The sequence below is a fragment of the Gilliamella sp. Pra-s52 genome (assembly GCF_009795805.1).
Classification (GTDB): Bacteria; Pseudomonadota; Gammaproteobacteria; order Enterobacterales; family Orbaceae; genus Gilliamella.
Window position 1 is genome coordinate 13,412 of the sequence record NZ_WTEY01000016.1, and the last position, 25,913, is coordinate 39,324.

The 25,913-nt window shown below is 35.6% G+C and carries 29 protein-coding genes and 1 pseudogene; 14 read left to right on the forward strand and 16 right to left on the reverse strand.

Annotated features, from left to right (window positions below):
* Both GQ594_RS10105 and GQ594_RS10110 read left to right on the forward strand, forming a co-directional pair.
* Window positions 1-681 (forward strand): phage tail protein (locus GQ594_RS10105; RefSeq protein WP_202112606.1); only part of this gene is annotated, 681 nt, incomplete at its 5' end.
* 1 nt (window position 682) lies between these two features.
* Window positions 683-862 (forward strand): hypothetical protein, encoded by a 180-nt coding sequence (locus tag GQ594_RS10110; protein ID WP_160412747.1) that lies wholly within the window; start codon window positions 683-685, stop codon window positions 860-862.
* On the opposite strand, the gene GQ594_RS10115 is transcribed toward GQ594_RS10110, so the two are convergent.
* Window positions 846-1,070 carry a hypothetical protein gene (locus GQ594_RS10115; RefSeq protein WP_160412745.1) on the reverse strand — a complete coding sequence of 75 codons (225 nt, stop codon included), beginning with the start codon at window positions 1,068-1,070 and terminating at the stop codon, window positions 846-848. The genes GQ594_RS10110 and GQ594_RS10115 overlap by 17 nt on opposite strands.
* Before the next feature lie 741 nt (window positions 1,071-1,811).
* Window positions 1,812-1,958: a hypothetical protein gene (locus GQ594_RS10120; protein WP_160412743.1), complete on the reverse strand. Its 147-nt coding sequence runs from the start codon at window positions 1,956-1,958 to the stop codon at window positions 1,812-1,814.
* 19 nt (window positions 1,959-1,977) lie between these two features.
* On the opposite strand from GQ594_RS10120, the pseudogene GQ594_RS12485 reads away from it, so the two are divergent.
* The 4 genes and pseudogenes from GQ594_RS12485 to GQ594_RS10135 all read left to right on the forward strand — a co-directional run.
* Window positions 1,978-2,450 (forward strand): annotated as a pseudogene (locus GQ594_RS12485) (RHS repeat-associated core domain-containing protein); the annotation flags it as partial.
* Between the two features lie 256 nt (window positions 2,451-2,706).
* Entirely contained in the window at window positions 2,707-2,838 is a 132-nt protein-coding gene (locus GQ594_RS12065) for an HNH endonuclease (RefSeq protein WP_202112570.1), read from the forward strand.
* 16 nt (window positions 2,839-2,854) lie between these two features.
* The gene (locus GQ594_RS10130) at window positions 2,855-3,175 is read left to right on the forward strand and encodes a DUF7716 domain-containing protein (protein ID WP_160412741.1); all 321 of its coding nucleotides are present in this window, start codon (window positions 2,855-2,857) and stop codon (window positions 3,173-3,175) included.
* 85 nt (window positions 3,176-3,260) lie between these two features.
* Complete coding sequence (locus GQ594_RS10135; protein WP_160412739.1) at window positions 3,261-3,941, forward strand: hypothetical protein; 681 nt, start codon at window positions 3,261-3,263, stop codon at window positions 3,939-3,941.
* Between the two features lie 111 nt (window positions 3,942-4,052).
* Here the strand turns inward: GQ594_RS10135 and GQ594_RS12490 are convergent, their stop codons facing one another.
* From GQ594_RS12490 to GQ594_RS12495, 3 genes are all read right to left on the reverse strand, one after another.
* A complete protein-coding gene (locus GQ594_RS12490; RefSeq protein WP_442903537.1) occupies window positions 4,053-4,232 on the reverse strand; it encodes an integrase core domain-containing protein in 180 nt (59 codons plus the stop codon).
* A gap of 9 nt (window positions 4,233-4,241) precedes the next feature.
* On the reverse strand, window positions 4,242-4,634 hold the full coding sequence (locus tag GQ594_RS10145) for a DDE-type integrase/transposase/recombinase (protein ID WP_337189491.1): 393 nt from the start codon (window positions 4,632-4,634) through the stop codon (window positions 4,242-4,244).
* Window positions 4,635-4,878: 244 nt separating this feature from the next.
* Window positions 4,879-5,046, reverse strand: coding sequence for a transposase (locus tag GQ594_RS12495; RefSeq protein WP_160412732.1), 168 nt, complete (start codon window positions 5,044-5,046; stop codon window positions 4,879-4,881).
* Window positions 5,047-6,173: 1,127 nt separating this feature from the next.
* Between GQ594_RS12495 and GQ594_RS10155 the strand changes: the two genes are divergently transcribed.
* On the forward strand, window positions 6,174-6,476 hold the full coding sequence (locus GQ594_RS10155; RefSeq protein ID WP_160412730.1) for a hypothetical protein: 303 nt from the start codon (window positions 6,174-6,176) through the stop codon (window positions 6,474-6,476).
* Between the two features lie 56 nt (window positions 6,477-6,532).
* Here the strand turns inward: GQ594_RS10155 and GQ594_RS10160 are convergent, their stop codons facing one another.
* From GQ594_RS10160 to GQ594_RS10170, 3 genes are all read right to left on the reverse strand, one after another.
* Window positions 6,533-6,886 carry an IS3 family transposase gene (locus GQ594_RS10160; RefSeq protein ID WP_160412728.1) on the reverse strand — a complete coding sequence of 118 codons (354 nt, stop codon included), beginning with the start codon at window positions 6,884-6,886 and terminating at the stop codon, window positions 6,533-6,535.
* 2 nt (window positions 6,887-6,888) lie between these two features.
* A complete protein-coding gene (locus tag GQ594_RS10165) occupies window positions 6,889-7,125 on the reverse strand; it encodes an IS3 family transposase (RefSeq protein WP_160412726.1) in 237 nt (78 codons plus the stop codon).
* A 209-nt stretch (window positions 7,126-7,334) separates the two neighbouring features.
* Window positions 7,335-7,550 carry a transposase gene (locus tag GQ594_RS10170; RefSeq protein ID WP_160412724.1) on the reverse strand — a complete coding sequence of 72 codons (216 nt, stop codon included), beginning with the start codon at window positions 7,548-7,550 and terminating at the stop codon, window positions 7,335-7,337.
* Between the two features lie 916 nt (window positions 7,551-8,466).
* Here GQ594_RS10170 and GQ594_RS10175 point away from each other — a divergent pair.
* From GQ594_RS10175 to glnE, 3 genes are all read left to right on the forward strand, one after another.
* Window positions 8,467-9,426 (forward strand): CYTH domain-containing protein, encoded by a 960-nt coding sequence (locus GQ594_RS10175; protein ID WP_160412722.1) that lies wholly within the window; start codon window positions 8,467-8,469, stop codon window positions 9,424-9,426.
* A 16-nt stretch (window positions 9,427-9,442) separates the two neighbouring features.
* Entirely contained in the window at window positions 9,443-10,459 is a 1,017-nt protein-coding gene (locus GQ594_RS10180; RefSeq protein WP_160412721.1) for a hypothetical protein, read from the forward strand.
* 65 nt (window positions 10,460-10,524) lie between these two features.
* Complete coding sequence (gene glnE / locus GQ594_RS10185; protein ID WP_160412719.1) at window positions 10,525-13,368, forward strand: bifunctional [glutamate--ammonia ligase]-adenylyl-L-tyrosine phosphorylase/[glutamate--ammonia-ligase] adenylyltransferase; 2,844 nt, start codon at window positions 10,525-10,527, stop codon at window positions 13,366-13,368.
* Between the two features lie 130 nt (window positions 13,369-13,498).
* Here the strand turns inward: glnE and ttcA are convergent, their stop codons facing one another.
* Both ttcA and yeiP read right to left on the reverse strand, forming a co-directional pair.
* On the reverse strand, window positions 13,499-14,395 hold the full coding sequence (gene ttcA / locus GQ594_RS10190; RefSeq protein WP_160399996.1) for a tRNA 2-thiocytidine(32) synthetase TtcA: 897 nt from the start codon (window positions 14,393-14,395) through the stop codon (window positions 13,499-13,501).
* Window positions 14,396-14,409: 14 nt separating this feature from the next.
* On the reverse strand, window positions 14,410-14,982 hold the full coding sequence (yeiP, locus tag GQ594_RS10195) for an elongation factor P-like protein YeiP (protein ID WP_160412717.1): 573 nt from the start codon (window positions 14,980-14,982) through the stop codon (window positions 14,410-14,412).
* A 116-nt stretch (window positions 14,983-15,098) separates the two neighbouring features.
* Between yeiP and GQ594_RS10200 the strand changes: the two genes are divergently transcribed.
* Entirely contained in the window at window positions 15,099-15,365 is a 267-nt protein-coding gene (locus GQ594_RS10200; RefSeq protein ID WP_202112569.1) for a YkgJ family cysteine cluster protein, read from the forward strand.
* Between the two features lie 209 nt (window positions 15,366-15,574).
* Window positions 15,575-17,017 (forward strand): amino acid permease, encoded by a 1,443-nt coding sequence (locus GQ594_RS10205; protein ID WP_160399994.1) that lies wholly within the window; start codon window positions 15,575-15,577, stop codon window positions 17,015-17,017.
* Window positions 17,018-17,134: 117 nt separating this feature from the next.
* Here the strand turns inward: GQ594_RS10205 and infA are convergent, their stop codons facing one another.
* The 6 genes from infA to bamD all read right to left on the reverse strand — a co-directional run bounded on the left by infA (window position 17,135) and on the right by bamD (window position 23,619).
* Complete coding sequence (gene infA, locus GQ594_RS10210) at window positions 17,135-17,353, reverse strand: translation initiation factor IF-1 (RefSeq protein WP_025315083.1); 219 nt, start codon at window positions 17,351-17,353, stop codon at window positions 17,135-17,137.
* Window positions 17,354-17,579: 226 nt separating this feature from the next.
* Window positions 17,580-18,236: a nicotinate-nucleotide adenylyltransferase gene (gene nadD, locus GQ594_RS10215; RefSeq protein ID WP_160412715.1), complete on the reverse strand. Its 657-nt coding sequence runs from the start codon at window positions 18,234-18,236 to the stop codon at window positions 17,580-17,582.
* Complete coding sequence (gene holA / locus GQ594_RS10220) at window positions 18,230-19,234, reverse strand: DNA polymerase III subunit delta (protein ID WP_160399992.1); 1,005 nt, start codon at window positions 19,232-19,234, stop codon at window positions 18,230-18,232. Before holA ends, nadD begins: the two co-directional genes overlap by 7 nt.
* A 7-nt stretch (window positions 19,235-19,241) precedes the next feature.
* The gene (gene lptE, locus GQ594_RS10225; RefSeq protein ID WP_160412713.1) at window positions 19,242-19,733 is read right to left on the reverse strand and encodes an LPS assembly lipoprotein LptE; all 492 of its coding nucleotides are present in this window, start codon (window positions 19,731-19,733) and stop codon (window positions 19,242-19,244) included.
* Between the two features lie 35 nt (window positions 19,734-19,768).
* A complete protein-coding gene (gene leuS / locus GQ594_RS10230) occupies window positions 19,769-22,351 on the reverse strand; it encodes a leucine--tRNA ligase (protein WP_160412711.1) in 2,583 nt (860 codons plus the stop codon).
* Window positions 22,352-22,824: 473 nt separating this feature from the next.
* Window positions 22,825-23,619, reverse strand: a complete 795-nt coding sequence (bamD, locus tag GQ594_RS10235) for an outer membrane protein assembly factor BamD (protein WP_160412709.1) — start codon at window positions 23,617-23,619, stop codon at window positions 22,825-22,827.
* Between the two features lie 92 nt (window positions 23,620-23,711).
* Here bamD and rluD point away from each other — a divergent pair, with 92 nt between their 5' ends.
* Together rluD and pgeF are read left to right on the forward strand one after the other, a co-directional pair.
* Window positions 23,712-24,686, forward strand: coding sequence for a 23S rRNA pseudouridine(1911/1915/1917) synthase RluD (gene rluD / locus GQ594_RS10240; RefSeq protein ID WP_160399988.1), 975 nt, complete (start codon window positions 23,712-23,714; stop codon window positions 24,684-24,686).
* An 8-nt stretch (window positions 24,687-24,694) separates the two neighbouring features.
* Window positions 24,695-25,459: a peptidoglycan editing factor PgeF gene (gene pgeF, locus GQ594_RS10245; protein WP_160412778.1), complete on the forward strand. Its 765-nt coding sequence runs from the start codon at window positions 24,695-24,697 to the stop codon at window positions 25,457-25,459.
* Window positions 25,460-25,913: the final 454 nt, after the last annotated feature.

The window sequence follows — 25,913 nt, forward strand, 5'->3', positions numbered from 1 at the left end:
TCATCAACAAACAGCACATCAGAGACCGAAGCGGCGACATCATTAGCTGTTAAATATGCGTACGACTTAGCAGGACAAGCGAAATGGGATGCAAATATTGATGCAACTACGTCAAAAAAGGGCAGAGTAAAACTTAGTTCATCAACAAACAGCACATCAGAGACCGAAGCGGCGACATCATTAGCTGTTAAATATGCGTACGACTTAGCAGGACAAGCGAAATGGCACGCTACGAATAATGCAGCTCAGAAAACTCAGAAAATAAATGGAAAACAATTACATGGAGATATATCGTTAAGTGCTGCCGATGTCGGCGCATTATCTAAAAGCGACTTTAACACGAGGATCGGTAACCCGGGTTTTGAAATCATGCCAAGTGGCTTAATTCGCCAATGGGGAACTGTTCAATTACCTCCTGTCGGAGATTACAATGCTGTTATAATTAACGGCACGAAATATTATACAAACTATCATCAAATACTATTACCAATAGCATTTCCTCACAACTCGGACTCTGTGAATGTTACAATGGCGTGCGGAACGATGGATCTTCAATCTGTCATGTTCGGTACATTTGCGACAGCGAACTTAAATGGAAGCCCGTCAAGATTTACAGTTGCTATTACTACGCCAGTGCTTGGTGCGTCACTCACTGTTCATTACGAAATAATAGGACATTAATATGAAAATATATTTTAGTAAATCAACCATGGGATTTTATTTTGACGTTATACATACTAATATCCCCGATGATGCTATTGAAATAACACAATCTGAATATAAAAATTTGTTGGAGAAACAAGCAGCTGGCTACGAGATAGTCGCAAACAAAAAAGGTAAACCAGTTATAAGCTCAAGATAACACAATCAATCTTCAACTTACAATACTCAACAGCGTCTGCTAGCATCACAAAATCGGCGATATCATATTGTGATTTCAGCGTTTGATAGAGCACAAAATTGTGCTCGTCGTCGCTGTTGATAATGTAGCACTCGCCCGATAGTTCTATTTCGTAATCTTCGGGCGTCATTCTTATGTAAATTGGTAGTGTGTAGTTTATTGTTATCATGTTATGTAAGATTAGTTAGTTTTATTCATCATAAACTAATATTTTGGGGAGTGTGAATTTGAAGTGGAAAGTTGGGAAGCGGATCGCAATAACGTAGTGTGACCAATTTGTGACGTGAATATCTATTAATATATACTAAAATCTATTAAAATCTACTAATTGAAATTTTGGCTAGCCCTTGTCATTTCTAGTGTTATTAAGGTTTTTCAATTAATATATTTTGGTATATTAAGGCACTTCTAAGCCGTAGGTCACAGGTTCGAATCCTGTAGGGGACGCCATTAAAATCAACAACTTAAATCAATTTCCAATGTTTTATAAAATTTAACTGCTTAAGTTACTGCTTAAGTTGGGTTTTAGCATTTATTTTTGCCTTTTTATGAATGCAGGTTATTTATATGAAAGGCAAAGCTCAATTTTGAGCTTTGTAGAGATTTGTCATAGGAGGGGTAGATGGTTTTGGTGCTATTTCTGTTGCAGGACTTCGCCAGTTCTACAATAATGTTCAATTTCGTTACGAGCAAAGCCTATTAATAGACCGTCCGCTTTTCTATATTTAGGTTTTGGGAATGCGCCTTTTTGTACCCACCTCCAAATAGTGGGTTTAGTCCTATTTACCACAAGGCAAACATCATCCCAAGTCATATAATGTTCATTAATATTCATCGTTCACCTTAAATATTTTTCGCCAAATTTGGCGTTAATTCATTAAAGGGGTATTCCCCCATTGGGGAATATTGTTTATTTATTTAACTCTGATGGTTTCTTTTCGACAATCTTCATAAATCCAACACCGAAATACTTAATATAAAGATCATTAATAAAAAATAGCATTTCGTTAGCCATACCAAGTCTTTCCTCATCCCAGCTATCAAGTGCAGTATGCACCTCGTCTGCAATAATGCCGTACGATGCCCTTGGCCGACGTATCGAAAAACATCAACTCGACCGCGGCGGCAACCCCCGCAACCGCACCCGCTTCCTGTGGGACGGGCTTAGACTATTGCAGGAAACCCACTACGACAAACAGCAAAGCGTCTATCTCTACACCGACCAGAACAGCTACGAACCACTGGCGCGTATAGACCGAAGAGGAGATGAAGCTGAACAGATACGCTACTACCACACCGACCTGAATGGCTGTCCAGAAGAACTGACCGATGAAAATGGATTCATGAAATCGAACATGAATCCATAGAACAAAACCTCAGATATCAGGGGCAGTATTTAGACAGGGAGACTGGCTTGCATTACAATACCTTTAGGTACTATGATCCGGATATAGGACGCTTTACCCAGCCAGACCCGATTGGGCTGCTGGGTGGTTTGAATCTGTATCAGTATGCGCCTAATGGGTTGACTTGGATTGATCCGTGGGGATGGTATGCTGGAGAAGGGACTCGTGGCTTGGGAAAATATCACGTATTCCACGAGCACATATTAGATTCTTCAGAATATGGTCTATCTGATGCTGAGCATTTTAGGCGAGGGAATCAATCTGTTTATGAACGAATACAGCGTGATCCTGCTTTTAAGAGAGAAATGCAAACTAAATATCCGGGAGTTGTGGAGCATGTACAGCCGAGCAGGACTGGTCGTTTTACAAGTAAACCTTTACCAGGGATGACATGGCATCATGAAAATAAAGAAAGAAGGAACATTAAGCTTAGTTGATCGAAAAGATCACAATAAATATCATAAAATATATCACCCTGATGGTTCTGGTGGTCGCAAAAAATGGGGTGGTGGTACAATTTGTCGTAAATAATAATTGGAGATTATGAATGAAAATTATTGAAGGTATCAATGGGCTATTAACCATTTATAAAGATCGTCCTGAATTATGGTATTTTTTATTTACCAATATTAAGATAGGTAATACAAAAAAGGACATAAGAGAAGGTACTTTTTACCTTCCTGAAACTGATGATGATGAAATGAGTGAGTTGTGTGATAACTACCCTGACAAATACCGAGATTGGCTAGAGTATCAAACTTTTTTAGATATTATTGACAATAAATTAGATCATCATCCTAATGCTACAAAAGAAGATTTATTAGATGCTATTATTTATTACCTTGAAAATGATGATTTTTTAGATTAATAAAACTGTAATAATAAGATTTACTATTGTCAATCGCATTAATACAGCCTAATTAAAGCAGTTTTTATTGCTAAATAGAGAGATTATGAAGAAATTTTTAGAATTACTAAATAAAAAAGGTATAAAGTATCTCATTCAAGACAATAAAATCACTGTTGATGGTAATTTAAATTTAAGAAACAGAGGAATTAAAGCATTACCTGAGAACTTATCTATTAATGGTGATTTGATTTTAACTCATACAAAAATTGAAGCACTACCTAAAAATTTTTCTATTAGTGGTAGTCTAAATTTAGCGAATACAGAAATTACAGCATTACCGGAAAGCCTATCTGTTAAAGGTGATCTAAATTTAACAATGACAAAAATCAAAGTATTACCTGAAAATTTATTTATTGGAAGTAGTTTATATTTAGGATTTACTGAAATAGAAGCATTACCTGAAAATTTTTCCATTAAGGGTGATTTGGATTTAAAATACTCAAAAATCAAAATATTACCTGATAATTTATCTGTTGGCACCGGTTTATATTTAGATAAAATACAAAATATAGCTTATCGCAAAAACTGCGAAGATAACCCACAAATAATTTTTGCTTGTTGGGTTAATGACGGATTCGCTATTCAAATGAATGATTTTTTCGGCACATTTCAAGAATTTGAAAAAATGGTTGATGAGAAGTATTCAGGAGAAATTTCTATAAAATACAAAAAAATGGCAGACACATGTATAAAAGAGTTAACTGAAAAATTAAAAATACTATAGTCTTTATTTGTACTAGCTTAAACTTAATCTGACAGACACTATCTACTCATCGGCATTCGTTCTAACACAATTGTAAATACCCCATAATTAGTACAAGATTCAAGTAGAAAATCATGCTACTTGTTTTAGGGTTTTATACTCAATCGGCGTCATATTATTTAATGCCTCATGCGGTCTTTCGGTGTTATAAATTGTTAGCCATTCTTCGGTTACCTTCCTTGTCTGTTCCAGATGATTAAATAGATATAAATCCAATATCTCTGTACGGTACGAATGGTTAAATTGTTCAATATACCCGTTTTAATATGGACTGCCTGGTTGAATATAATCTATGGTTATACCATATGTTTTTGCCCAATTAGTAAAGGTGTTTCCGGTGAATTCCGGTCCATTATCTACTCGTATTTTGCGTGGATAACCATGATATTCAGTCAGTTTATCAAGATAACGGGTAATCCTGCCAGCAGGTAAACTGACCGCAATATCAATGCCTAGCGCCTCGTGATTAAAGTCATCTATCACATTGAAAATTCTAAACCAGCGTTGATTGCGACTGCTGTCACTCATAAAATCCATTGACCAGCATTCACCTTGTTTATTGGGTGCTGATAGCCTTTCCGGGCTTCGTGGAGGAATGCGTTGTTTACGCTTTACCCTCAGATTAAGCTTTAATTCACAATATACCTGATACACACGTACATGATTTCACTGATAACTGCCAAGCTTTCTGATACGATTAAAGCATTTAGGAAAGCCCCAGCGTAAATGCCAGTCTGTGATCGCATAGAGTACCGACACGATTCCGAATCATCCAGTAACTTAGGTTGATAGTAGTAAGCACAACGGCTTAAACCAACAATGGCACAACTCATAGCAATAGTAACAGAATGATTTTCTTGTAGCTCCAAAGCTCAGGCTTTACCTGCGTGAGTGGATACTAAAACTTTTTTATAATTTCATCCTGAAGCTGGGATTTTAAGCTTAGTTCGGCAAACATCTGTTTAAGCTTACGGTTTTCAGCCTCAAGCTCCTTTAAGCGTTTGATATCTGAAATTTCCATTCCGCCGTATTTTTCCCGCCATTTATAGAAAGTTGAATTACCCATGCCCTATTTACGACAAAGTTCTTTAACGGGGACACCAGCTTCCGCTTCTTTTAAAATAGCTATGATTTGATGTTCAGACATTTTTTTCATGATTAAATCCTCTGTGGGTTAGTTAAGAGAATTTTCTACTTTTATGCTGTACTATTTTAGGGGATAGTTACAGTGCGGCTGCTCAGTAACAAACCAGTCAGATAACAATTCAATTAAACCATACTAATAGTTTCATTACTTTACAAAAATATCAATTATGGCATACACTCAAGAATAGGTATTAATTCTAAAGTTAGATATATTTTGCTTTTTGAAATTTAAATATTTAAATTAAAATGATACTAAACTTCTATTTATGAATACTATTAAAAGAACGGAAAAAATGGATATCTTCATAGAAGAAGACAGAAATACCATTCTTGTTCAGGAAAAATGGCAATATAACTGGTTTACCCGAGCTACTCCTTAGACCATATGGGAAAAAAGAAAATTCCATCAATCTGCTGATATTCTTATTAGCAAAATTTGGGGAAATTATTTTAAGTTAAAAATTAAGGGACTATCTAACTTTGCTGTAAAACATAAGAATAGTATTTTTACCGTAATTTTTGACATCAAATGGGTATTAACAAATCCTCACTGGACAGTAAATGTAATCAAAATAGCTCCTGGGGGTTTTGAAACAAGTTATGTAATCTGGGGTCAAAGAATAATTAGCTTAGATACTGAAGATATTAAATCAAACTATAGGGGTTATTTTGGTTTGAAAGATTATTATCAATTTCCTATTGCTTATGAATTTGGGCACACTGTGGGGAATATTCCAATCATTGGACATTCAGATGAATACCACAATGATAATCACATTAATGGGGGCTTCAAGCTGGATTACTCCAGCATAATGAATGTAGGAAATGAATTACGGAAACGTCATTTAGATTATATTCTAAACCAGCTAAATGCCATGCTACCTAATACAACTTTTTATATAATATAAAATTATGAAAAAATATATATTCAATATATTATTTATTCTGCTACTATCTTCGTGCAATAAAATTAAAGTAATAGAAGAGAATAATCAGGAGAATCACATAGTAGTTAATAAAGAGTTAAATAGAACTAATAGAGATACTATGGAAAAATTTATCAATTTTAATCTGATAGAACAAACACATGTAGATAGCCTGATAAAAAGATATCCCCCCTTATGGGATGAAATTTTTATTCTGGGTAAAAAAGACGGTTTTATTACCGAATTTAGAGCAAGACTATCCAATCAATTTACACAAAAAGAAATGAGGAGCAGAGATATAAAAATTAGGGAAATAACATGGGCTAGTAGTAATAAAGAAAACCTCACTGTTTGGTTTGAAGAAAAAGACCACAAATGGATTCCTGTAGCACATTTCATCTGGGATAAAAATGCTGTGTTTTAATTGTAAATAACTCAAACTTAGTACAAAATTCAAATAGAAAATTGGAATGGCAACACCTATTCAAACAACAAATTAAGGGGTAGCCGTTTGTTAAATTCTACCGGAGGCAAATAGCCTAACGATGAATGTAATCGTTTATGATTGTACCAATAAGCATAAGCCGCAAAGGTTTGTTCTAATTCTTCAGTCGTCATGAATTTTTCCCCTTTAACAAATTCAGTTTTAATGCTTTTAAATGTTGCCTCTGCCACTGCATTGTCATACGGACATCCCTTTTTACTTAGTGAACGCTGTATATTAAATGTATTAAAACACTTATCTAGCAATTGATTATCAAACTCCTTTCCTCTATCTGAATGAAACAGATGTAATGATGACAGCGGTTGCTTAATCTGGCTTAATGCAGACATCACTAAATCTGCTGTTTGCTACCTACATCAAATTGGCGTTGTAAATGATTAGCTGTGACTGCGCTATTGCTTGCTGTTTGATACTCTCGATAATGTTTAATCGTATACTTTGATACCAATGATAGCGATTTCATTACTCGGGCAATGTAACGACGAGAAACTCTGATACCTGCTTGTTGTAAAGCAATATGAATGCGTCTGGTTCCATAGGATTGATAGCTGCGTTTAAAAATAGTCAATATTTTATCAGTGTAATGGGCAACCAATTTCCGTTTAGTGGTTTTGCACCGATAATAGGCATAATGTCTGGATATCCCTAAGCAGCGACATAATGCCGCTACAGCATAACGATGCTGGTTGGCTTTCAGGATTTTGATTTTCGTGCCATTATCAGTGCAACCTGCTTTAGGATATAGTTTTCCATCCGCAGTTGCTTAAGCTCTTTTCGTCAAGCAATCAGTTCATTTTCTTCTGGCGTGCGATCATCTTTGGTCTTAAAAGAACCGCTTTGACTAGATTGGCTTACCCAGCGGTCTAAAGCGGAAGGTGTCAAGTCGTATTGCTTGACCAATTCACTACGCGATTTTCCTTGCTGATAGAGTTTAACCATTTGTGCTGTGAAATCAGCACTGAAAGAGCGTCGTACGCGTTTTTGTTGATTCATCATTTTTTCCTTTTTAGAGTTAAGTTTACCTTACCCCTAAAAAAGTTGTATGAGTTAGTGTAGCCTATCCACCTATTATGTGGGGCATATTAAAAGCATAGGAAAAATATACCAACAAACATTCATTGATACCTATTCCAGACTCGCTTTTGCTAAAGTCCTTGTTTTCTTTGACAGCGAACAAGTCCTGGCAAACATGGAGTGATGCAAAAGGATTGGTTAAGGAAAAGCAATCGGAGAATTTATTTTGCTTATTGGACACGCATTTTATTAAAATAAAGACCGATGAGTAATAGGTGTGTGTCAGATTAAGTTTGAGCTAATGCAATTTAGGGGATTTTTTGCTAAATCCCCTAAAAACCCCTCGTAAGGCTACAGAATGTGGCCTACGGCTACGCCTGATACTCGCCTCTACGAGGCCATCTTCGCTGTGCTCAGATGTCCAAATTTGTTCCAGACGGAGAATAGCCTCACCAAACATCCCTGTTTGGCGTGCTAACCTCACTCTGTTTTCGGCACATTCCGACGCCGAAACAAGACAACAACATAACCTTGAGTGGCTTTTATGAGTCACTTTTTTATAAAAAAACTGCAAAAACCCTCCAAAAAGTGGTCAGGAAAGGTATTGATTTTATTGAAGTTTTTATTTGGTTATTTTCAAACAAAATCAATCACTTGCATAATTAGCATTAAACGCCAACAACTAACAAACCCACAAAACCAATAAAAGCACACTCAGGATTACAGAATGTAACCGCAAAAAAGCGGTCAGGAAAGGTATTGATTTTATTAAAGTTTTTATTTAACTATTTTCAACCAAAATCAACTATTATCCTATGACTTAGTACATGTTTAAGTATATTTCTTCAAATATTCAAGATATGATATAGCAAAATAACCAATATAAAACAGAACAATGAGTAACGAAATCGAATTAAAATTTGAAATCAATACCAACGATATTGCCAGTTTAAAATATTATTTAGATCAATGGGCTGATTGTGACGAGGCCGAATTTTCGGCATCGTCAGCATTATCATCAACAAAACGCTGTGTTACCAAACAAAATTTGACCAATACTTATTACGATACTAGTGATTATTACCTGCGTAATCATGGTTGTGGGCTACGTGTAAGAGGGGGGGATGATGGTTTAGTAAAACGTTTTGAAATCACATTAAAACGTGACAAAAAATCGATTGCGGGGTTGCATGAGCGTGCTGAATTTAATGTCGATTTGCCAGATTCTGTTCCTGATTTAACTGTATTACCTTGCCATGCTTTGCCAAATGACTGTGATATTGCTGAGCTACAACGGAATTTACTGCCTTTGTTTACCACCGATTTTGAGCGGCAAGCGTGGTTAATTTCGTTTGCAAGTAGTGAAATTGAAGTTGCGTTAGATCAAGGGCAAATTAGTTCAAATAATCAATCTATCTCCATTAAGGAAGTTGAACTTGAAATCAAGCAAGGCAATACACACGATTTACTTAATTTTGCGATTGAGCTAAGTCGATTTAATTTACATCTATTTTCACAAAGCAAAGCTTCTAGGGGGTATCGATTATTGAATAATTTAGCACCTAAAAAGTGCGCTTATGCGCTTTCAATTCAATGTGATTTGCCTAAATTGCTTGAGTTTTGGCAACAAAACGAAGAATATGCGTTAGAAGTGAATGATTTAGAATACTACAAGCAAACTTTAAATCAGGTAAATGATCAGTTAACCAATAAACTACTTTTTAACGAGCCGGAGTTTGCTCAATGGCAAGCGGCATTGTTGGTTATTAATTCTGTAAAAGAATTTGCTTTTAGTGAGATAAATACGAAGCTCAAACTAATGCTAATTATTGCAATAAATAAAACGAACGTATAAATATAAGGATATAGAGATGAAAACGTCATTTTTTAAATTACCTTTATTACTCGTTTTATTTTATTGGGTATTTAATATTGTTTTTGTTGTTACTTATTGTGTTGGATTTGATGATTATTTTTTTATATCGTCAGATATGACAATCTATCAGATTATTATAAAATTTATTGAACAAATATTACCCAATTTCTTTTTACAGTCGCCTAGTTCATTTGTACTATTTACGACTTCCACATTGATATTGAATAAATATGCTATTAATCAAATCAATCAAAAAAATATCATCAATAGCTTATTTATTGCCGCATTAATTACATTAGGCGATATTGTTGGCCGATTGTATTGTTACCCCTATATTTATGAGTGGATGCAGGCTGGACGACAATATTTAAATCTCAATATATATTTCTTTTTTCCTAACTATATAACTAATCTTTTAAAGATAACAATAGGTTATTTTTTTATAGTATTGTTAACTTGCTTTAGCATCAAATTGTTTAATAAAAGTTATATGCATAACGACAATGCATTAACTCAAAACGAGAGCCAACAACTACATTTAGGTTTATTTATAGCACTTTATAACTGCTATTTTCTTACTGCATTATTTGCGCTAATTTTTTTATATGAAGATATGTATTACAGTTATTACAGTTTTAGAAAAATCATTATTGATATAGTTGGTTTAACTGTATTTTTATCAGTTGTGAATTTGCTTGGTTATTTTTTGTTAAGACGATGTTTTACTGGCGTAACGGAAACTATCGCTTTTAAAAAGCTTGTTTTTAGTTCAATAGGCATTTTTCTATTAAATCTTCTATTAAATTGTTTATTATTGATCGTATTAGTCATTTTTAGTATTTCATTAATAAATTATTTGAAATATTGGCACAAAATAAGTGACTTAGAAATAATAATGATTTGTTTTATGATCGTAGTTATTTTACTTATTTCAAGCTGTGTATTGATGAGGATAGCGGTTAAACTACTATTTGGTAAAATGGATAAAAATTATCAAAATATGTCAGTCTAAATATAATTATTTATTAGCTATCACTGATTTTTATTATTGTGAATGAATTCTAAGAGAGCTTGCCCATGTCAGAATTTAACTCGTCGTTTTCTTCTTTGTTTGAACAACAAAAGCAAAAAGTCGCCCTTCAACTTGAACAATGCAATCTGGCTCAAGTGCAAGCTCACCTTGATATTTTGGTGCAGAGTGATTTTTTGGTCGATGCGTTTTGTCGATTCCCTAATTGGTTTGCCGATATAGTACAAAACCCACCGCAAGCCGATGAACGGCAATTTTATCAATCTTGGTTAGATGCACAATTAGCAGATGTGACGGATGAAGCTATTTTTATGAAAACGCTTAGGCTGTTTCGGCATTTTATGTTAGTGCGCCTTGAGTGGTCACAATTGGCTAAAATAAGTCATGATGAGCAGATTTTATTGCAATTGACCGAATTGGCCGAGGTGATTATTGTTACAGCTCGCGATTGGCTTTATGAGCTTAGTTGCAAAGAGTGGGGAACACCTTGTAATGCTCAAGGTCAGGCGCAGCCACTGCTGATTTTAGGTATGGGTAAGTTGGGCGGTGGGGAGCTGAACTTTTCGTCCGATATTGATTTGATTTTTACTTATCCAGAACATGGGCAAACAAAAGGTGGTCGGCGAGAATTAGATAATGCTGTCTTTTTTACTCGATTAGGTCAACGCTTAATTAAAGCGCTCGATCAAATTTCCGAAGATGGTTTTGTGTATCGTGTAGATATGCGTTTACGTCCGCTTGGTGATGGGGGGCCTTTAGTTCTGAGCTTTTCTTCTATGGAAGATTATTATCAAGAGCAAGGTCGAGATTGGGAACGTTATGCTATGGTTAAAGCCAAAGTTCTTGGTGATCAGAACGCCCCTTATGTAGGTGAACTGTATCAAATGTTGAAGCCTTTTGTTTATCGTCGCTATATCGATTTTAGTGTTTTACAATCATTGCGTAATATGAAAAGCATGATTGAACGTGAAGTGCGTCGTCGTGGTTTAAAAAATAACATCAAACTTGGCGCTGGTGGGATTCGTGAAATAGAGTTTGTTGTGCAAGTTTTTCAGCTTATTCGTGGCGGGCGAGTAGTAGGGTTGCAAACTCGTTCGCTATTAAATGCACTTAATGTGATTGAACAAGAATCGCTACTTGCATCGAATGAAGTATCGTTATTACGAGAAAATTACCTGTTTTTACGTCGTTGTGAAAATCTTCTACAAGCTATTGCCGACGAACAGACCCAAACTTTGCCAGATAATGCACTGGACCAAGCTCGTTTAGCAACAAGCATGGGTTTTAATCATTGGCATGATTTTGAACAAGAATTATCAGTGCGAATGCAATGTAATCGCCAAATTTTTAATGAACTTATTGGCGAAAATGAATCAGAATCTGCTTCAACAACCAAGTCTTATAATGATCAATTTGACGATCTTTGGGTGCCAGATCTTCAAATAAGTGATGTCAGTGCCGTGTTACCCAATTATTCAGAAACACAAGCCTCACAGATCCATCAAATGCTAATACAATTTCGTGATGATATTGGTAAACGTACAATTGGTGTACGGGGGCGTGAAATACTCGATCAATTAATGCCACGTTTATTAGAATCTATCTGTAGTGAAAAGCAAGTAACAATCGTGTTATCAAGAATTTTGCCGTTACTTGTTAATATTGTTAGTCGTACTACTTATTTAGAACTGTTACTTGAATATCCAACCGCTTTGAAGCAATTAATTCGTTTATGTAGTGCTTCGCCAATGATTAGTGATCAACTGGCTCATTACCCTATATTGTTAGATGAGCTTATTGATATCAATTCGCTTTATCAGACTGTTGCTCCAAATGAATATAAAAGCCAGCTTTATCAATATTTATTGCGTATTGAAGTGGATGATGAAGAACAACAACTTGAAGCTTTACGCCAATTTAAGCAGATGCAATTACTGCATATAGCAGCTGCCGATGTTGAGCATGTGTTAACTACTATGAAAGTTAGCGATCATCTAACTTATGTAGCCGAAGCTTTATTAGATTTTGTAGTGCAAATGGCATGGAATCAAATGATTGCTCGTTATGGCAAGCCTGAGCATTTGGCTGATAATCATAAAGGCTTGGTGGTAATTGGCTATGGTAAATTAGGCGGTTGGGAACTGGGTTATGGTTCGGATCTCGATCTGGTTTTTTTACATGATTGTCCTGTTAATAGTGTCACCGATGGTGATAAGCAGATCGATAGTCGTCAATTTTATTTGCGCCTTGTACAACGTATTATTCATTTATTTAATGTACGTACTAGCTTTGGTATTTTATATGAAGTTGATGTAAGACTCCGCCCTCAAGGTGATGCAGGGCTTCTTGCTTGTAGTTTAGATGCGTTCGAAGATTACCAAATAAATGAAGCGTGGACATGGGAACATCAAGCTTTAGTACGAGCCAGAGCTGTATATGGTGAAGCCGAATTAATCGATCGTTTTAATCAAATTCGTCATAATGTACTTTGTAAAAAGCGTGATGAAGTTGTATTAAAAAAAGAAGTGCGTGAAATGCGCGAAAAGATGCGAGCACATCTAGGTAGCACACAAGATAATTCATTTAACTTAAAAATTGATGAGGGTGGAATTGGTGATATTGAATTTTTATCACAGTATTTGGTGCTTAATTATGCTTACCTGCATCCCCAAATGACAAAATGGAGTGATAATGTTCGTATTTTAGAGCTCGCAACAAAATATCAAATTATTGATAGTCATGAGGCACAGCAACTAACACAAGCTTATATTGATATGCGCAATAAAATCCATCAACTTGCATTGCAATTATTACCAAGCACGGTGAATGGTACGCCGTTTAAGCAAGAAACACAAATAGTTAATCAAAGTTGGCAAAAGTGGTTAACGTAATTCATTGACTTTTATTTTAATAGTTTATTTTACTATCTCATTGATTTAAAAAATTTAGAGAATATAAAAAACAATGCCACATTAGTGGCATTGATGAGAAAATAGTTTGAGTATATGTAATACTTAGCAACTATTTTGCTTCTTTCCATAAAATCAAATCTTGATCTTCAAGATCTGAGCTATCAAAGCCTACAATCGGTTTGATATCTTCACGGTCAAAAGCGATATCACCACCATTCACGGCAAGATCACCTTTTTTAATGCCTTTAAAATCAAACAAATTAGTATCACAAAGATGGGATAGGGTAATGTTTTGTGTGGCACGGAACATGGTTTCAATTCGTCCCGGGAATTTTTTATCCCATTCATTAAGCATCTCTTTAATCACTTGCCTTTGTAAGTTTGGTTGCGAGCCACAAAGGTTACAAGGAATTATTGGAAATTGCTTAATTTCGGCATATTTAGCAATGTCCTTTTCTTTGCAATAAGCCAGTGGACGGATAATGATATGTTCGCCTGAATCATTCATTAATTTAGGTGGCATTGCTTTGAGCTTGCCACCATAAAACATGTTTAAAAAGAGCGTTTCTAAAATATCGTCACGATGATGTCCAAGGGCAATTTTAGTTGCACCAAGTTCGGTGGCTGTGCGATATAAAATGCCTCGGCGTAGTCGTGAGCAAAGTGAGCAAGTTGTTTTTCCTTCAGGAATTTTATCTTTGACAATGCCGTAGGTATTTTCTTGCACGATTTTATATTCAATGCCTAACGAATTTAGGTATTCAGGCAATACATGTTCAGGAAATCCCGGTTGTTTTTGATCTAAATTAACCGCTATTAGGTCAAAATGTACTGGTGCGCTGATTTTTAAGTTAATAAGAATATCAAGCAAAGTATAACTATCTTTACCACCTGATAAGCAAACCATAATACGATCACCTTCTTCGATCATATTAAAGTCAGCGATTGCCTCGCCAGTTAAGCGACGCAATCGTTTGTGTAGTTTATTTTGATTATATGTATTCATCACAATTTTATTGGTTATTCAGCTCGGCTCATGTAACGGCGTTCAGCAATATGAACTTTGACTTTTTCGTCGTTATCAATATATTCAGGAACCTGAATAACAAGCCCTGTTGATAAGGTAGCCGGCTTGGTTCGTGCACTTGCTGAAGCACCTTTAATACTTGGCGAGGTTTCAATAATTTCTAGATCAACGGTTTGCGGTAATTCTAATGCAATAACTTCATCATCAGCCATTAATACCTGCATTCCATCCATTCCACCTTCTGGAATAAATAAGAGTTCTTCTTCAATTTGTTCTTTTTTGAAAGTAAATGGTGTGTAGTCCTCGTTATCCATAAACACGTATTCGTCGCCATCAATATACGAAAAGCTAACAGGACGGCGTGATAGTTCAATCGTATCAAGAATGTCATCGCCCTTAAAGCGCTCTTCCACTTTGCCACCATTTTTGACATCGGTAAAACGCATTTTATAAAGCGTGCTAGCTCCTCGTGCGCTTGGGCTTTGTACATCGATGTCTTTAACCAATAATAATTTGCCATTATAAGTGACAGCATCGCCACGTTTTATTTCATTTGCTTTAGCCATAATATTTATTCTTCACAATTAATAGAAAGGTTAAAAAATTAGCTCGCTATTTTACCGCTAACTTGCTATTGTCACCATCAAAATTTATTGGTTATCCTTAAAATGAAGGAAATATCGTGACAGATTTAGCAATATGTCGAAAAAACTGTGGAGCTTGTTGTATTGCCCCTTCAATTTCATCGCCTATCCCTGGCATGCCTAAAGGAAAGCCAGCTGGTGTGGCTTGTATTCATTTAGACGATAATTATCAATGCAAATTATTTTTGCATCCATCAAGGCCAACCGTATGCGGTCATTTAAAACCTTGTGTTGAGATGTGTGGCAATAATCAAGCACAAGCATTGAATTATTTAACTCAATTAGAACAGTTAACTAAAGGCTAGGTATTGCTTAAATTTAACAAACCAATTCAATTATTAGAATTATTTATCTCGCACTATATTTTTTTTGATAAACTTCTCGCACTTCATTAGAAAATGATAAATATCAATAATTTTAAGTTCGATTTTTGGTCATTAATTGCTTTATAAGCATATCAAATAATTGACTAATTTATTATCAAGCTTAATCCTTTTAGACAGAAGAAGTAACTATGAAAAATAAATTAAAACGAGATTTAAAAGCACGTCATTTAGCAATGATTGCTATTGGTGGCTCAATTGGTACGGGGCTATTTGTTGCATCGGGTGCAACAGTTGCACAAGCTGGTCCTGGAGGTGCATTACTTTCATACGCTGTTATTGGTGTAATGGTGTATTTTTTAATGACTAGTTTGGGTGAACTAGCTGCTTATTTACCTGTTTCAGGCACGTTTGCTACTTATGGTGCACGTTATGTTGATGAAGCCTTTGGTTTTGCTATCGGCTGGAATTATTGGTACAACTGGGCAATTACTGTTGCTGTAGACTTAGTTGCTGCTCAGTTAGTCATCTCTTATTGGTTTGATGCAGGGGCTTATAGTTGGTTATGGAGTTTTTTGTTTTTAAGCATTATCTTTTGCCTAAACTACATTTCAGTTAAAGGTTTTGGTGAAGCTGAATTTTGGTTTTCATTAATTAAAGTTGTCACAGTTATTATTTTTATTGTGGTTGGTTTATTAATGATTATTGGTATTTTTCATGGTGCTGAAGGGGCAGGCTGGAAAAATTGGACTATTGAGGAAGCCCCTTTTGCTGGTGGATTTTCAGCAATGATTGGCGTGGCGATGGTGGTTGGTTTTTCATTCCAAGGCACAGAACTTATTGGGATTGCCGCTGGTGAATCAAAAGATCCAGAAAAAAATATACCTAAAGCTATGCGCCAAGTATTTTGGCGAATATTATTATTTTATATTTTTGCGATTTTAGTCATTAGCTTGATCATTCCTTATACTGATCCTAATTTATTACGTAATGATGAAACCGATATTAGTGTCAGTCCATTTACTTTGGTGTTTCAAAATGCGGGATTATTGTCAGCGGCGGCATTTATGAATGCTGTTATTTTAACATCGGTATTATCAGCAGGTAACTCAGGACTTTATGCTTCAACGCGTATGCTTTATGCACTTGCCAAAGAAGGTAAAGCGCCTAAAATCTTTGCTAAATTGTCATCTTCGGGCGTGCCACGCGTAGCGTTATTGGCAACAACATTTGTGGCTATGCTTTGTTTTTTAACTTCTATGTACAAAGATCAGCAAGTCTATTTATGGTTACTAAATATGTCAGGCATGACAGGATTTATTGCTTGGCTTGGTATTGCCATCAGTCATTATCGCTTTAGAAAAGGTTACATAATGCAAGGTAATAATATTAATCAGTTACCATATCGTTCAAGTTTTTTCCCATTTGGTCCTATTTTTGCCTTTGTATTATGCCTAATTATCACTCTTGGGCAAAATTACGAAGCTTTTTTACAAGATACCATTGATTGGAATGGCGTAATAGCTACTTATATTGGTATACCACTATTTTTGATGATTTATTTTGGTTACAAAATAGTGAAGAAGACAAAATGGGTTAAATACGAACAGATGGACTTTTCTAAAGAAGAATAATTCATTCGTGTCGTTTAATCTCTTTCTCTTTCCGTCGACTAGGGTCGACGGATTTTTTATTAAAAAAGAGAAAATAAACCGTTATATAACTTAAACTCGTTTATTTTGATAACGATATTAGCGACTACGGAAGATGATACGTGCTTTAGATAGATCGTAAGGTGTCATTTCAACAGTAACTTTATCGCCTGTTAAAATACGAATGTAGTTTTTTCGCATCTTACCAGAAATATGTGCCGTAACGACATGACCATTTTCAAGTTCAACACGAAACATCGTGTTTGGAAGTGTATCAAGTATGGTACCTTGCATTTCAATGTTATCTTCTTTTGCCATTGGGGCCTCTTAATAATAAATACAAATTAAATATATTTAACTGACTCATCTACCTTATCACGCTAAGCGTACAATAACAAAACAAGAATGATGCTTTTATATCATCTTATTAGTGTGTTATTTGATGATTTAGCAAAGTTAAATATAAACACAAAAAACTGAATTTAAAATATATAAACACAGCGGCGAAATAATGCCGAAAAAACTGTCAGATGTAAAGTTCTTTCTACTTTTTCTTTGTACCATAAAGTCCTTGTGTATGAATATATTGCCAAACTTTAGGTGGTAGCAAATTTTTACAACTTTGTGAGTTGTTGATATTTTGTCTGATCTCTGTTGCCGAAATATTCTCAAGCGGTGTCTGCGCCAAATAGATATAACCATATGGTGAGTCGTGTAAATTTTTTACATTGGTGGTTTGGTGCGTATCAATCCATTGTTGTAATGTTGCATTATCAGTCTTGTCAGCATAACCTGGTCGGCGGCAAATTAGCAAATGACAATAATTAAGCAACGTTTGCCATTTATGCCAAGTTGGCAATCCTAGTAGTGAATCTTGTCCCATTATAAATGCTAGCGGATTTTGATTACCATGTTTGCGTCGCCATGCTTGTAGGGTTTCAATAGTATAAGACGGGCGAGTCGATGTTTCGGGTAAGATCTCACTTACATCTAATGCAAATAAAGGTAAATCTTCAATAGCTAATGATAACATTGCTAAACGTTGCTCTGTATTAGCTTCTGGTTGTGGTTTATGGGGAGGAATATGATTAGGCAACAAACGAATTTGTTTTAAACCAATTTCATTAGCTAATGAAATAGCAGGGCGAAGGTGTCCATAATGGATCGGATCAAAGGTTCCGCCTAATAACGCAGTTAACATTTATCTAAACCCATAAATTGCATGGATAAACTAAATATAGCATCCCATATTTGCACTTGGTTATCATGCTTTAAGCTAATTTCAATTTCGGTCAATTTTGCGAGTAAATGAAACAGGCTTTTAAGATCGCAACGATTTAGATAGTTTGTATAAATCGTTCTTTTATTTTGCCAAACTTTATACTCATCAAAGGTTTGTTTCAATGATTTGTGTTGCAAACCTTTTTTTAAATTAATTAACAATATTAACTCACGTTGAATAATCCGTAATAAAAATAACGGCTCAAACTCATTTATTTTTAGCTGTTGTAAAATATGAATAGCTCGCTTAGTTTTATTTGCAAGCATTGCATCAGTCCAATGAAAGGGCGTAAATATGGCAGAATCGTTAATATTGCTTTCAACTTGATCATAAGAAATGTTTTGGTCTGGATACAACAATTTTAATTGTGCAATAACCTGTGTTAATGCTAATAAATTCCCTTCATAATAGTAACAAAGTAACTCAATTGCTTTTGGTTCAATGGTTATTTGTTGTTGCTGTAAATGGTTTTTAATCCATTGTGGTAATTGCAAAGTATCTGGTGTTGTACAATTAACCACGACTAACTTATCTGATAGTGTTTTATACCAAGTAGCGTTTTCTTGTGATTTTGTAATTTTATTGAGCGTAATTATTAGTGCAATATCCGGTGTTAAAACCTCACTTAGCGTATTGAGTTTGGCACTAGTACCTGCATTTAATGCGCTATCACCAAAATCAAGCAAAATCAAAGTATTGTTTGAAAATAGATTCATTGCTTGGCAACTATCCAAAATGACCGCCCAGTCAGTTTGATTATCAATTACAAACGTCAGTTGCTCATCAAATCCCGCATGGGTAAAGGCTTTTCGTAACTCTGTTTGAACGTGATTTTGTAAATAAGGATCACTACCTAAAATTAAATAATAGGGTGATCCTAATTTATGGCTAATTTGGTCAGCATTAATTTTAATCATGACAACGTTAATTTACCGTATCAATCGATTTTAATTTACGAATAACTTGTTTAGCAGCTTGTTTAAACATTTCATTTTCAATCAAATCTTGTTCGACTGTTTTTGCTAATGCCTCCGATGGATTATCAAAGAAAGTCCTAAAGACTCGAACATTAATTGGGTATGTTTGTTGACCTGCGATAACAACTTGTGCTTCAACCGTTAACACTAATTGATATTCAGCCGCTTTACCATCTTGATAAATCGAAATTGTATTGCGACTGAGGTTTTCGCTTAACATCCTTAATGATGGCACTTTTTCAGTCGTATTACTCGTTAGCGTTACTTTGTTATCGTGTAATAATTCTTTCATTTCACGAGACAGTCGTCCATAAGGATCATAACTTATATAAGAGAGCGTCTTAAATCGCTCAGGGACTTCTGTCTCATGCTGTAAATGAAATCCACATCCTGTTAAGGATATTGCCAATAACATCAATAAAGCTAAATACTTTTTCATATCTATAACCGCCTAAATTTAGTTATCAAACAATATTAACCAACAACCAAATTTAACAGTTTACCTGGAACATAAATTACTTTACGGATAGCAACATCGCTCAAGTATTTTTGAATATTCGGTTCTTGTTTTGCTTGTGACACAACAAAATCCTGATCTGCATCAGCAGGTACTGTAAATTTGCCACGGACTTTACCATTAATTTGTACAACAATGAGTTTTTCGTCCTCGATCATTGCCGCCTCGTCAGCAACAGGCCAAGTAGTATCATCAATCGATTCATTATGGCCTAAAGCTTGCCACATCACAAAACAAGCGTGTGGCATCATTGGGTAAAGCAAACGAACAATTGCGTTTAATGCCTCGTTCATTAGGGCGCGGTCTTGCTCGGTTTCTTGTGATGCTTTTTGTAAGCGGTTCATAAACTCCATGACAGCGGCAATAGCAGTATTAAACGTTTGACGACGTCCAATATCATCACTCACTTTCGCAATGGTTTTATGTAACTCACGGCGTAATGCTTTTTGTTCACTATCCAAAGCAGCAACATCAAGTTTAGCGGTTTGACCTTTTTGCGCATGTTCATACACTAAACGCCACACACGTTTAATAAATCGGTTAGCACCCTCAACGCCAGATTCTTGCCATTCTAGTGTCATTTCAGCAGGAGACGCAAACATCATAAATAATCGAACGGTATCAGCGCCGTATTTTTCAACCATTTCTTGTGGGTCGATACCATTATTTTTGGATTTTGACATCTTTGTCATACCCGCATGAACTAATTCATTACCCTGTTTATCAACGGCTTTAGCAATTCGACCTTTATCATCACGTTCAATGGTAACTTCAGTTGGCGATACCCAAATACGCTCATTGGTTGGGCTGGTATAATAAAATGCATCGGCTAATACCATGCCTTGGCATAGTAAACGTTTTGCTGGTTCGTCTGACGATACCAAACCAAAATCACGCATTAATTTATGGAAAAATCTAAAATAAAGTAAATGCATAATGGCATGTTCAATACCACCAACATACTGATCGACTGGCAACCAATAATTTGCTGCTTTTTCATCTAGCATACCTTTATCATAATTCGGGCACGTATAACGGGCATAATACCAAGATGATTCCATAAAGGTATCAAAAGTATCAGTCTCACGCAGAGCAGGTTGACCGTTTACGGTTGTTTTTGCCCAATTAGGATCAGCCTTAATTGGACTGGTGATACCGTTCATTTCAACATCTTCTGGTAAAATAACTGGTAACTGATCTTCTGGCGTAGGAATGGTTGTACCATCTTCAAGGGTTACCATTGGAATTGGCGCGCCCCAATAACGCTGACGTGAAACGCCCCAATCACGTAAACGATAATTTACTTTACGCTGACCAATACCCAGTGAAACTAATTTATCGGCAACAGCATTGAATGCTTGCTCAAAATCAAGACCATCAAACTCGCCAGAATTAAATAATTTTCCGTGTTCAGTATAAGCTTGTTGTGAAAGATCTGGTATGTTACCGTCTTGCGTTAAAATAACAGGATTAATTGGTAAGTTATATTTTGAAGCAAACTCATAATCACGCTCATCATGTCCAGGTACAGCCATTACTGCACCTGTGCCATATTCAATTAACACAAAATTAGCGATCCAAACTGGAACTTTTTTACCTGTTAGAGGATGAATTGCATAAAATCCTGTCGCAATACCTTTCTTTTCCATCGTAGCCATATCAGCTTCGGCGGTTTTGGTATTTTTACATTCAGCAACAAATTCAGCAATTTTAGGATCATTTTTTGCCGCTAATTGTGCAAGAGGGTGCTCTGCGGCAACCGATACAAAGCTAACACCCATTAATGTATCAGGACGAGTTGTGTAAACACGTAATTTATCAGCATAATTTTCAACAGCAAAATCAAACTCAACCCCTTCAGAACGACCAATCCAGTTACGTTGCATGGTTTTTACTTGCTCAGGCCAGTTTTCTAATGTATCTAAATCGTTTAGTAACTCTTCGGCATAGTCTGTAATTTTAATAAACCATTGAGGGATCTCTTTACGTTCAACTGGTGTGCTACAACGCCAACAGCAACCTTCAACTACTTGTTCGTTAGCAAGAACAGTTTGGTCGTTAGGACACCAGTTAACGGCAGAGGTTTTTTTATACACTAAGCCCTTGTCGTATAACTTAGTAAAGAACCACTGTTCCCATTTGTAATATTCTGGACGACAAGTTGTTACCTCGCGATCCCAATCGTAACCAAAACCTAACAGTTGTAATTGCTTTTTCATATAAGCAATATTTTCATATGTCCACTTTGCAGGCGCGGTATTATTTTTAACAGCAGCACCCTCAGCAGGTAAACCAAATGCATCCCAACCAATTGGTTGTAAAACGTTTTTACCATTTAAACGCTGATAACGTGAAATCGTATCACCAATAGTATAATTACGCACATGCCCAAGATGCAAACGCCCAGAAGGGTAAGGAAGCATCGATAAGCAGTAATATTTTTCTTTTGATGGATCTTCTGTAACATGGAAAGTTTTATTTTCTTGCCAGTGTTTTTGTACAGTGGCTTCGATTTCATCTGGGCGGTATTGTTCTTGCATGACGAGTTAATGTCCTATCTATTATTGCTAATAAAAATATGTTGCTAATTGTATTGGTTATTGACAAGTTTTACAAACAATATATAAATCACGATATTGATTTTTTGCCATGATAAATTTAAATATCTATTGGTTAAAATAATCGTTATCAGAAAGAATATTGTGTTACATTTGAAGCTATAGAAAAAGCTTGCAAGGGTAAATATAAAAGTCATGAACATACTAGAGGTTATCCCCTAAAAGAAGTATCAAAAATTGTTTGGTAAAAAATATTTATTTTAGGGATGGTTTGTTTTGTGATTAACTTATCAAATTCATCATTAGCATTAGCCAATAAAGAAAAAACATTATGATACGTTTGCTTGCAAAAAATAATTTAAAATATTGATATCGCTACTTGATTGCTATTTAACCAAAATTAAATAGCAATCGATGTGATTTAAAATAATGATTGAAATTTAAATTAAAACAGCCTAACCGCCATTAAAAACGCTAGTAAAGCGTGATAGGAACGATTTTTCTTCTTGTTTTGGCATGTTTTCAATATTGGCTTGAATTAGCTGATCAACTTTATGTGTTTCGTTAACTAAACCTAACTCGTTATAAGCATTACGCATTAATAGCAATGCCTCTTTTGTTGAATCGGTATCAGGGAACATCGATAGCATGTCAGTCACACGGTTAATTACCGCTACATAAGCACCGCGCTTAGTATAAAACTGAGCTATTTTTAACTGATAGCGTGCTAATCTATTTTTCAAAAAAACAAGACGTTTTTGTGCATCGGCCGTATATTGACTACTTGGAAAACTTGATACTAAATAAGTAAAGTCCTTAAATGCAGCAGCTGCATAATCAGCATCGCGGTCTGAACGATCAACGTTAAACCAACCTTGGATCATATTATCGTCTTGCGCCATATTTGAAATACCACGCATATAAATAACCCAATCAATATTTTGGTGTGTTGGATTCAACTTTAAAAAACGGTCAATTGATGCAATTGCTAATGGTAAATCAGCTGACTTATAATAAGCATAAATCAAATCAAGTTGTACTTGTTGTGAATAAGGACCAAATGGATAGTTCTTGTCCATAGTCTCTAATACAGCAATACTGGATTTAATATTTCCATTTTCAAGGTCTGATTTTGCTTTATTATAAAGCTCAATTTCAGGTACATTTTCAACATCGGGTTTGGATGACGTACAGCCAATTAGCATGCCACTTAAAACAATTGCTAACAAAGAGTGTAAACGTAATTTCATTCAGTTTTCAATCCAAATATAATTAAACATTAAAGACCATGATTGGTATATAATACTCTAAAACATAATAGCTTAAAATAGATAAATTACACATGCATAAGTTAAAATTATCAACCGAAATTGAACAAACCCAATTAGGAATGCGCTTAGATCAAGCTTTATCAGCGCTTTTTCCTGATTACTCACGCTCAAGAATAAAAGATTGGATCGTCAATAATAAAGTTACTGTTAATGATGTTATTGTCAATAAACCCAAAGAAAGAGTGCTAGGTGGTGAAAAAATTATAATCAATGCTGAAATCGAAGAAGAAACCTATCACCAGCCAGAAGATATAAAACTCGACATTGTTTATGAAGACGACGATATCCTTGTCATCAATAAACCTCGAGATCTTGTCGTACATCCTGGTGCAGGTAATCCTGATGGTACGGTATTAAATGCGTTATTACATTATTACCCCGACATAGCTCGTGTGCCACGAGCTGGTATTGTTCATCGACTCGATAAAGACACTACAGGTCTAATGGTGGTTGCTAAAACCATTAATGCGCAAACACATTTAGTTGATGCACTTCAACATCGTGAAATTACACGTGAATATGAAGCTGTCGCTATGGGCATTATCACTGCAGGAGGCACGATTGATCAACCTATCACTCGTCATCCAACCAAACGCACTCACATGGCGGTATTTCCGACAGGAAAACCAGCCGTAACACATTACAGAGTGATGGAAAAGTACCGCCTACATACTCGCTTACGTTTGCGCTTAGAAACTGGTCGAACTCACCAAATTCGTGTACATATGGCGCATATTGCTCACCCATTAATTGGCGATCCCCTTTATGGTGGGCGCCCAAGACCCCCTAAAGGTGCGAGCGAATCGTTTATTCAAACCTTGCGTGATTTTGATCGTCAAGCACTGCATGCAACCATGTTACGTTTGTATCACCCTATTACAGGCGAGCTTATGCAATGGAATGCTCCAATACCGCAAGATATGCAAACGCTAATTCAAGCCTTGCAAGAAGACACCGAACAACACAAAGACGAACTAGATTGGTAACCAACATGATAAAGTCGATTTTCCCATATTGGATAGCGCCAAAAAACATCCATGCTTTGACCACAACACGAATAGGCGGTGTCAGTCTGGCACCATTTACGAGCTTAAATATGGGAAGTCGAACTGGCGATAATTTAAAAGATATAACCCAAAACCGACAGCGTGTTATACTAGCGGAACAAATACCCAGCGAGCCCTATTGGTTAACTCAAACCCACAGCACCATAGTGCTAGACATATCGCAAAATCCCTTAAAAGCGGCAACAGGTAATATCCCTAATCAAACGGTAGAAGCCGACGGATCGTATACTAATCAACCCAAACAAGTGAGTGTTGTATTGACTGCCGATTGCCTGCCAGTCTTATTTTGTACAACTAAGGGGGACGAAGTTGCAGCAGCACATGCAGGATGGCGTGGATTATGTAACGGAATATTAGAAGAAACCGTCAAAAAATTTTCTTCATCACCGTCAAACATTATCGCATGGCTTGGACCAGCAATTAGTGCTAAAAAGTTTGAAGTTGGTATTGAAGTCAAGGAACAATTTGAAAAAATTGACCACAATGCACAAATCGCTTTTAAATTAATCAATCCTACTGAACAAAAATACCTAGCTGATCTTTATTTAATTGCGAAACAACGCTTACAAGCAATGGGCATAACTAAAATTTTTGGTGGTGATTTTTGTACTTATACTGAACAAGACAAGTTTTTTTCATACCGTCGGGAAAGCAAAACGGGTAGGATGGCGTCAATGATCTGGTTTGAGTGAGTTTTTTGTAAAAAACAGCAAAATAAAAACTTTAATAAAATCAATATCTTTTCTGACTGATTTTTTAGCCAAAATAATGTCTTTTTGACATTGATGGTTTCGTCAATTTGCTGTTTGGGTGCTCAAAATAGTGACAGGCAACGCCTGAGTTAGGGGGGGATGAATGCTGAATTGCATCCTAAAATTTATAAAAATTAACTAATTACACAAGTATAGATAGTTTTCAACACTTAACAAACCAGTAACGTTGTAGATGTAATAATTTAATAACCGCAAGTTTAATCACTCAAAAATCGTTCAGGAAAGCTATTGATTTTATTAAAGTTTTTATTTTACTGTTTTTTCAGGAAAACATATCCCACTCGTTTACTTCTGATGCCTAATTAGACAAAGCTTATCATTACGGTCTATAAAGCAAGCTGCCGTCACCTTCCTAGATTGATAAAAATTGATA

Coding starts and splice junctions, on each gene's coding strand:
- GQ594_RS10110 (WP_160412747.1), top strand. CDS start 683: ATGAAAATATATTTTAGTAAATCAACCATGGGATTTTATTTTGACGTT.
- GQ594_RS10115 (WP_160412745.1), bottom strand. CDS start 1,070: ATGATAACAATAAACTACACACTACCAATTTACATAAGAATGACGCCC.
- GQ594_RS12065 (WP_202112570.1), top strand. CDS start 2,707: ATGAAAATAAAGAAAGAAGGAACATTAAGCTTAGTTGATCGAAAAGAT.
- GQ594_RS10130 (WP_160412741.1), top strand. CDS start 2,855: ATGAAAATTATTGAAGGTATCAATGGGCTATTAACCATTTATAAAGAT.
- GQ594_RS10135 (WP_160412739.1), top strand. CDS start 3,261: ATGAAGAAATTTTTAGAATTACTAAATAAAAAAGGTATAAAGTATCTC.
- GQ594_RS12495 (WP_160412732.1), bottom strand. CDS start 5,046: ATGGGTAATTCAACTTTCTATAAATGGCGGGAAAAATACGGCGGAATG.
- GQ594_RS10155 (WP_160412730.1), top strand. CDS start 6,174: ATGGAAAAATTTATCAATTTTAATCTGATAGAACAAACACATGTAGAT.
- GQ594_RS10160 (WP_160412728.1), bottom strand. CDS start 6,886: ATGTCTGCATTAAGCCAGATTAAGCAACCGCTGTCATCATTACATCTG.
- GQ594_RS10170 (WP_160412724.1), bottom strand. CDS start 7,550: ATGAATCAACAAAAACGCGTACGACGCTCTTTCAGTGCTGATTTCACA.
- GQ594_RS10175 (WP_160412722.1), top strand. CDS start 8,467: ATGAGTAACGAAATCGAATTAAAATTTGAAATCAATACCAACGATATT.
- GQ594_RS10180 (WP_160412721.1), top strand. CDS start 9,443: ATGAAAACGTCATTTTTTAAATTACCTTTATTACTCGTTTTATTTTAT.
- glnE (WP_160412719.1), top strand. CDS start 10,525: ATGTCAGAATTTAACTCGTCGTTTTCTTCTTTGTTTGAACAACAAAAG.
- ttcA (WP_160399996.1), bottom strand. CDS start 14,395: ATGAATACATATAATCAAAATAAACTACACAAACGATTGCGTCGCTTA.
- yeiP (WP_160412717.1), bottom strand. CDS start 14,982: ATGGCTAAAGCAAATGAAATAAAACGTGGCGATGCTGTCACTTATAAT.
- GQ594_RS10205 (WP_160399994.1), top strand. CDS start 15,575: ATGAAAAATAAATTAAAACGAGATTTAAAAGCACGTCATTTAGCAATG.
- infA (WP_025315083.1), bottom strand. CDS start 17,353: ATGGCAAAAGAAGATAACATTGAAATGCAAGGTACCATACTTGATACA.
- nadD (WP_160412715.1), bottom strand. CDS start 18,236: ATGTTAACTGCGTTATTAGGCGGAACCTTTGATCCGATCCATTATGGA.
- holA (WP_160399992.1), bottom strand. CDS start 19,234: ATGATTAAAATTAATGCTGACCAAATTAGCCATAAATTAGGATCACCC.
- lptE (WP_160412713.1), bottom strand. CDS start 19,733: ATGAAAAAGTATTTAGCTTTATTGATGTTATTGGCAATATCCTTAACA.
- leuS (WP_160412711.1), bottom strand. CDS start 22,351: ATGCAAGAACAATACCGCCCAGATGAAATCGAAGCCACTGTACAAAAA.
- bamD (WP_160412709.1), bottom strand. CDS start 23,619: ATGAAATTACGTTTACACTCTTTGTTAGCAATTGTTTTAAGTGGCATG.
- rluD (WP_160399988.1), top strand. CDS start 23,712: ATGCATAAGTTAAAATTATCAACCGAAATTGAACAAACCCAATTAGGA.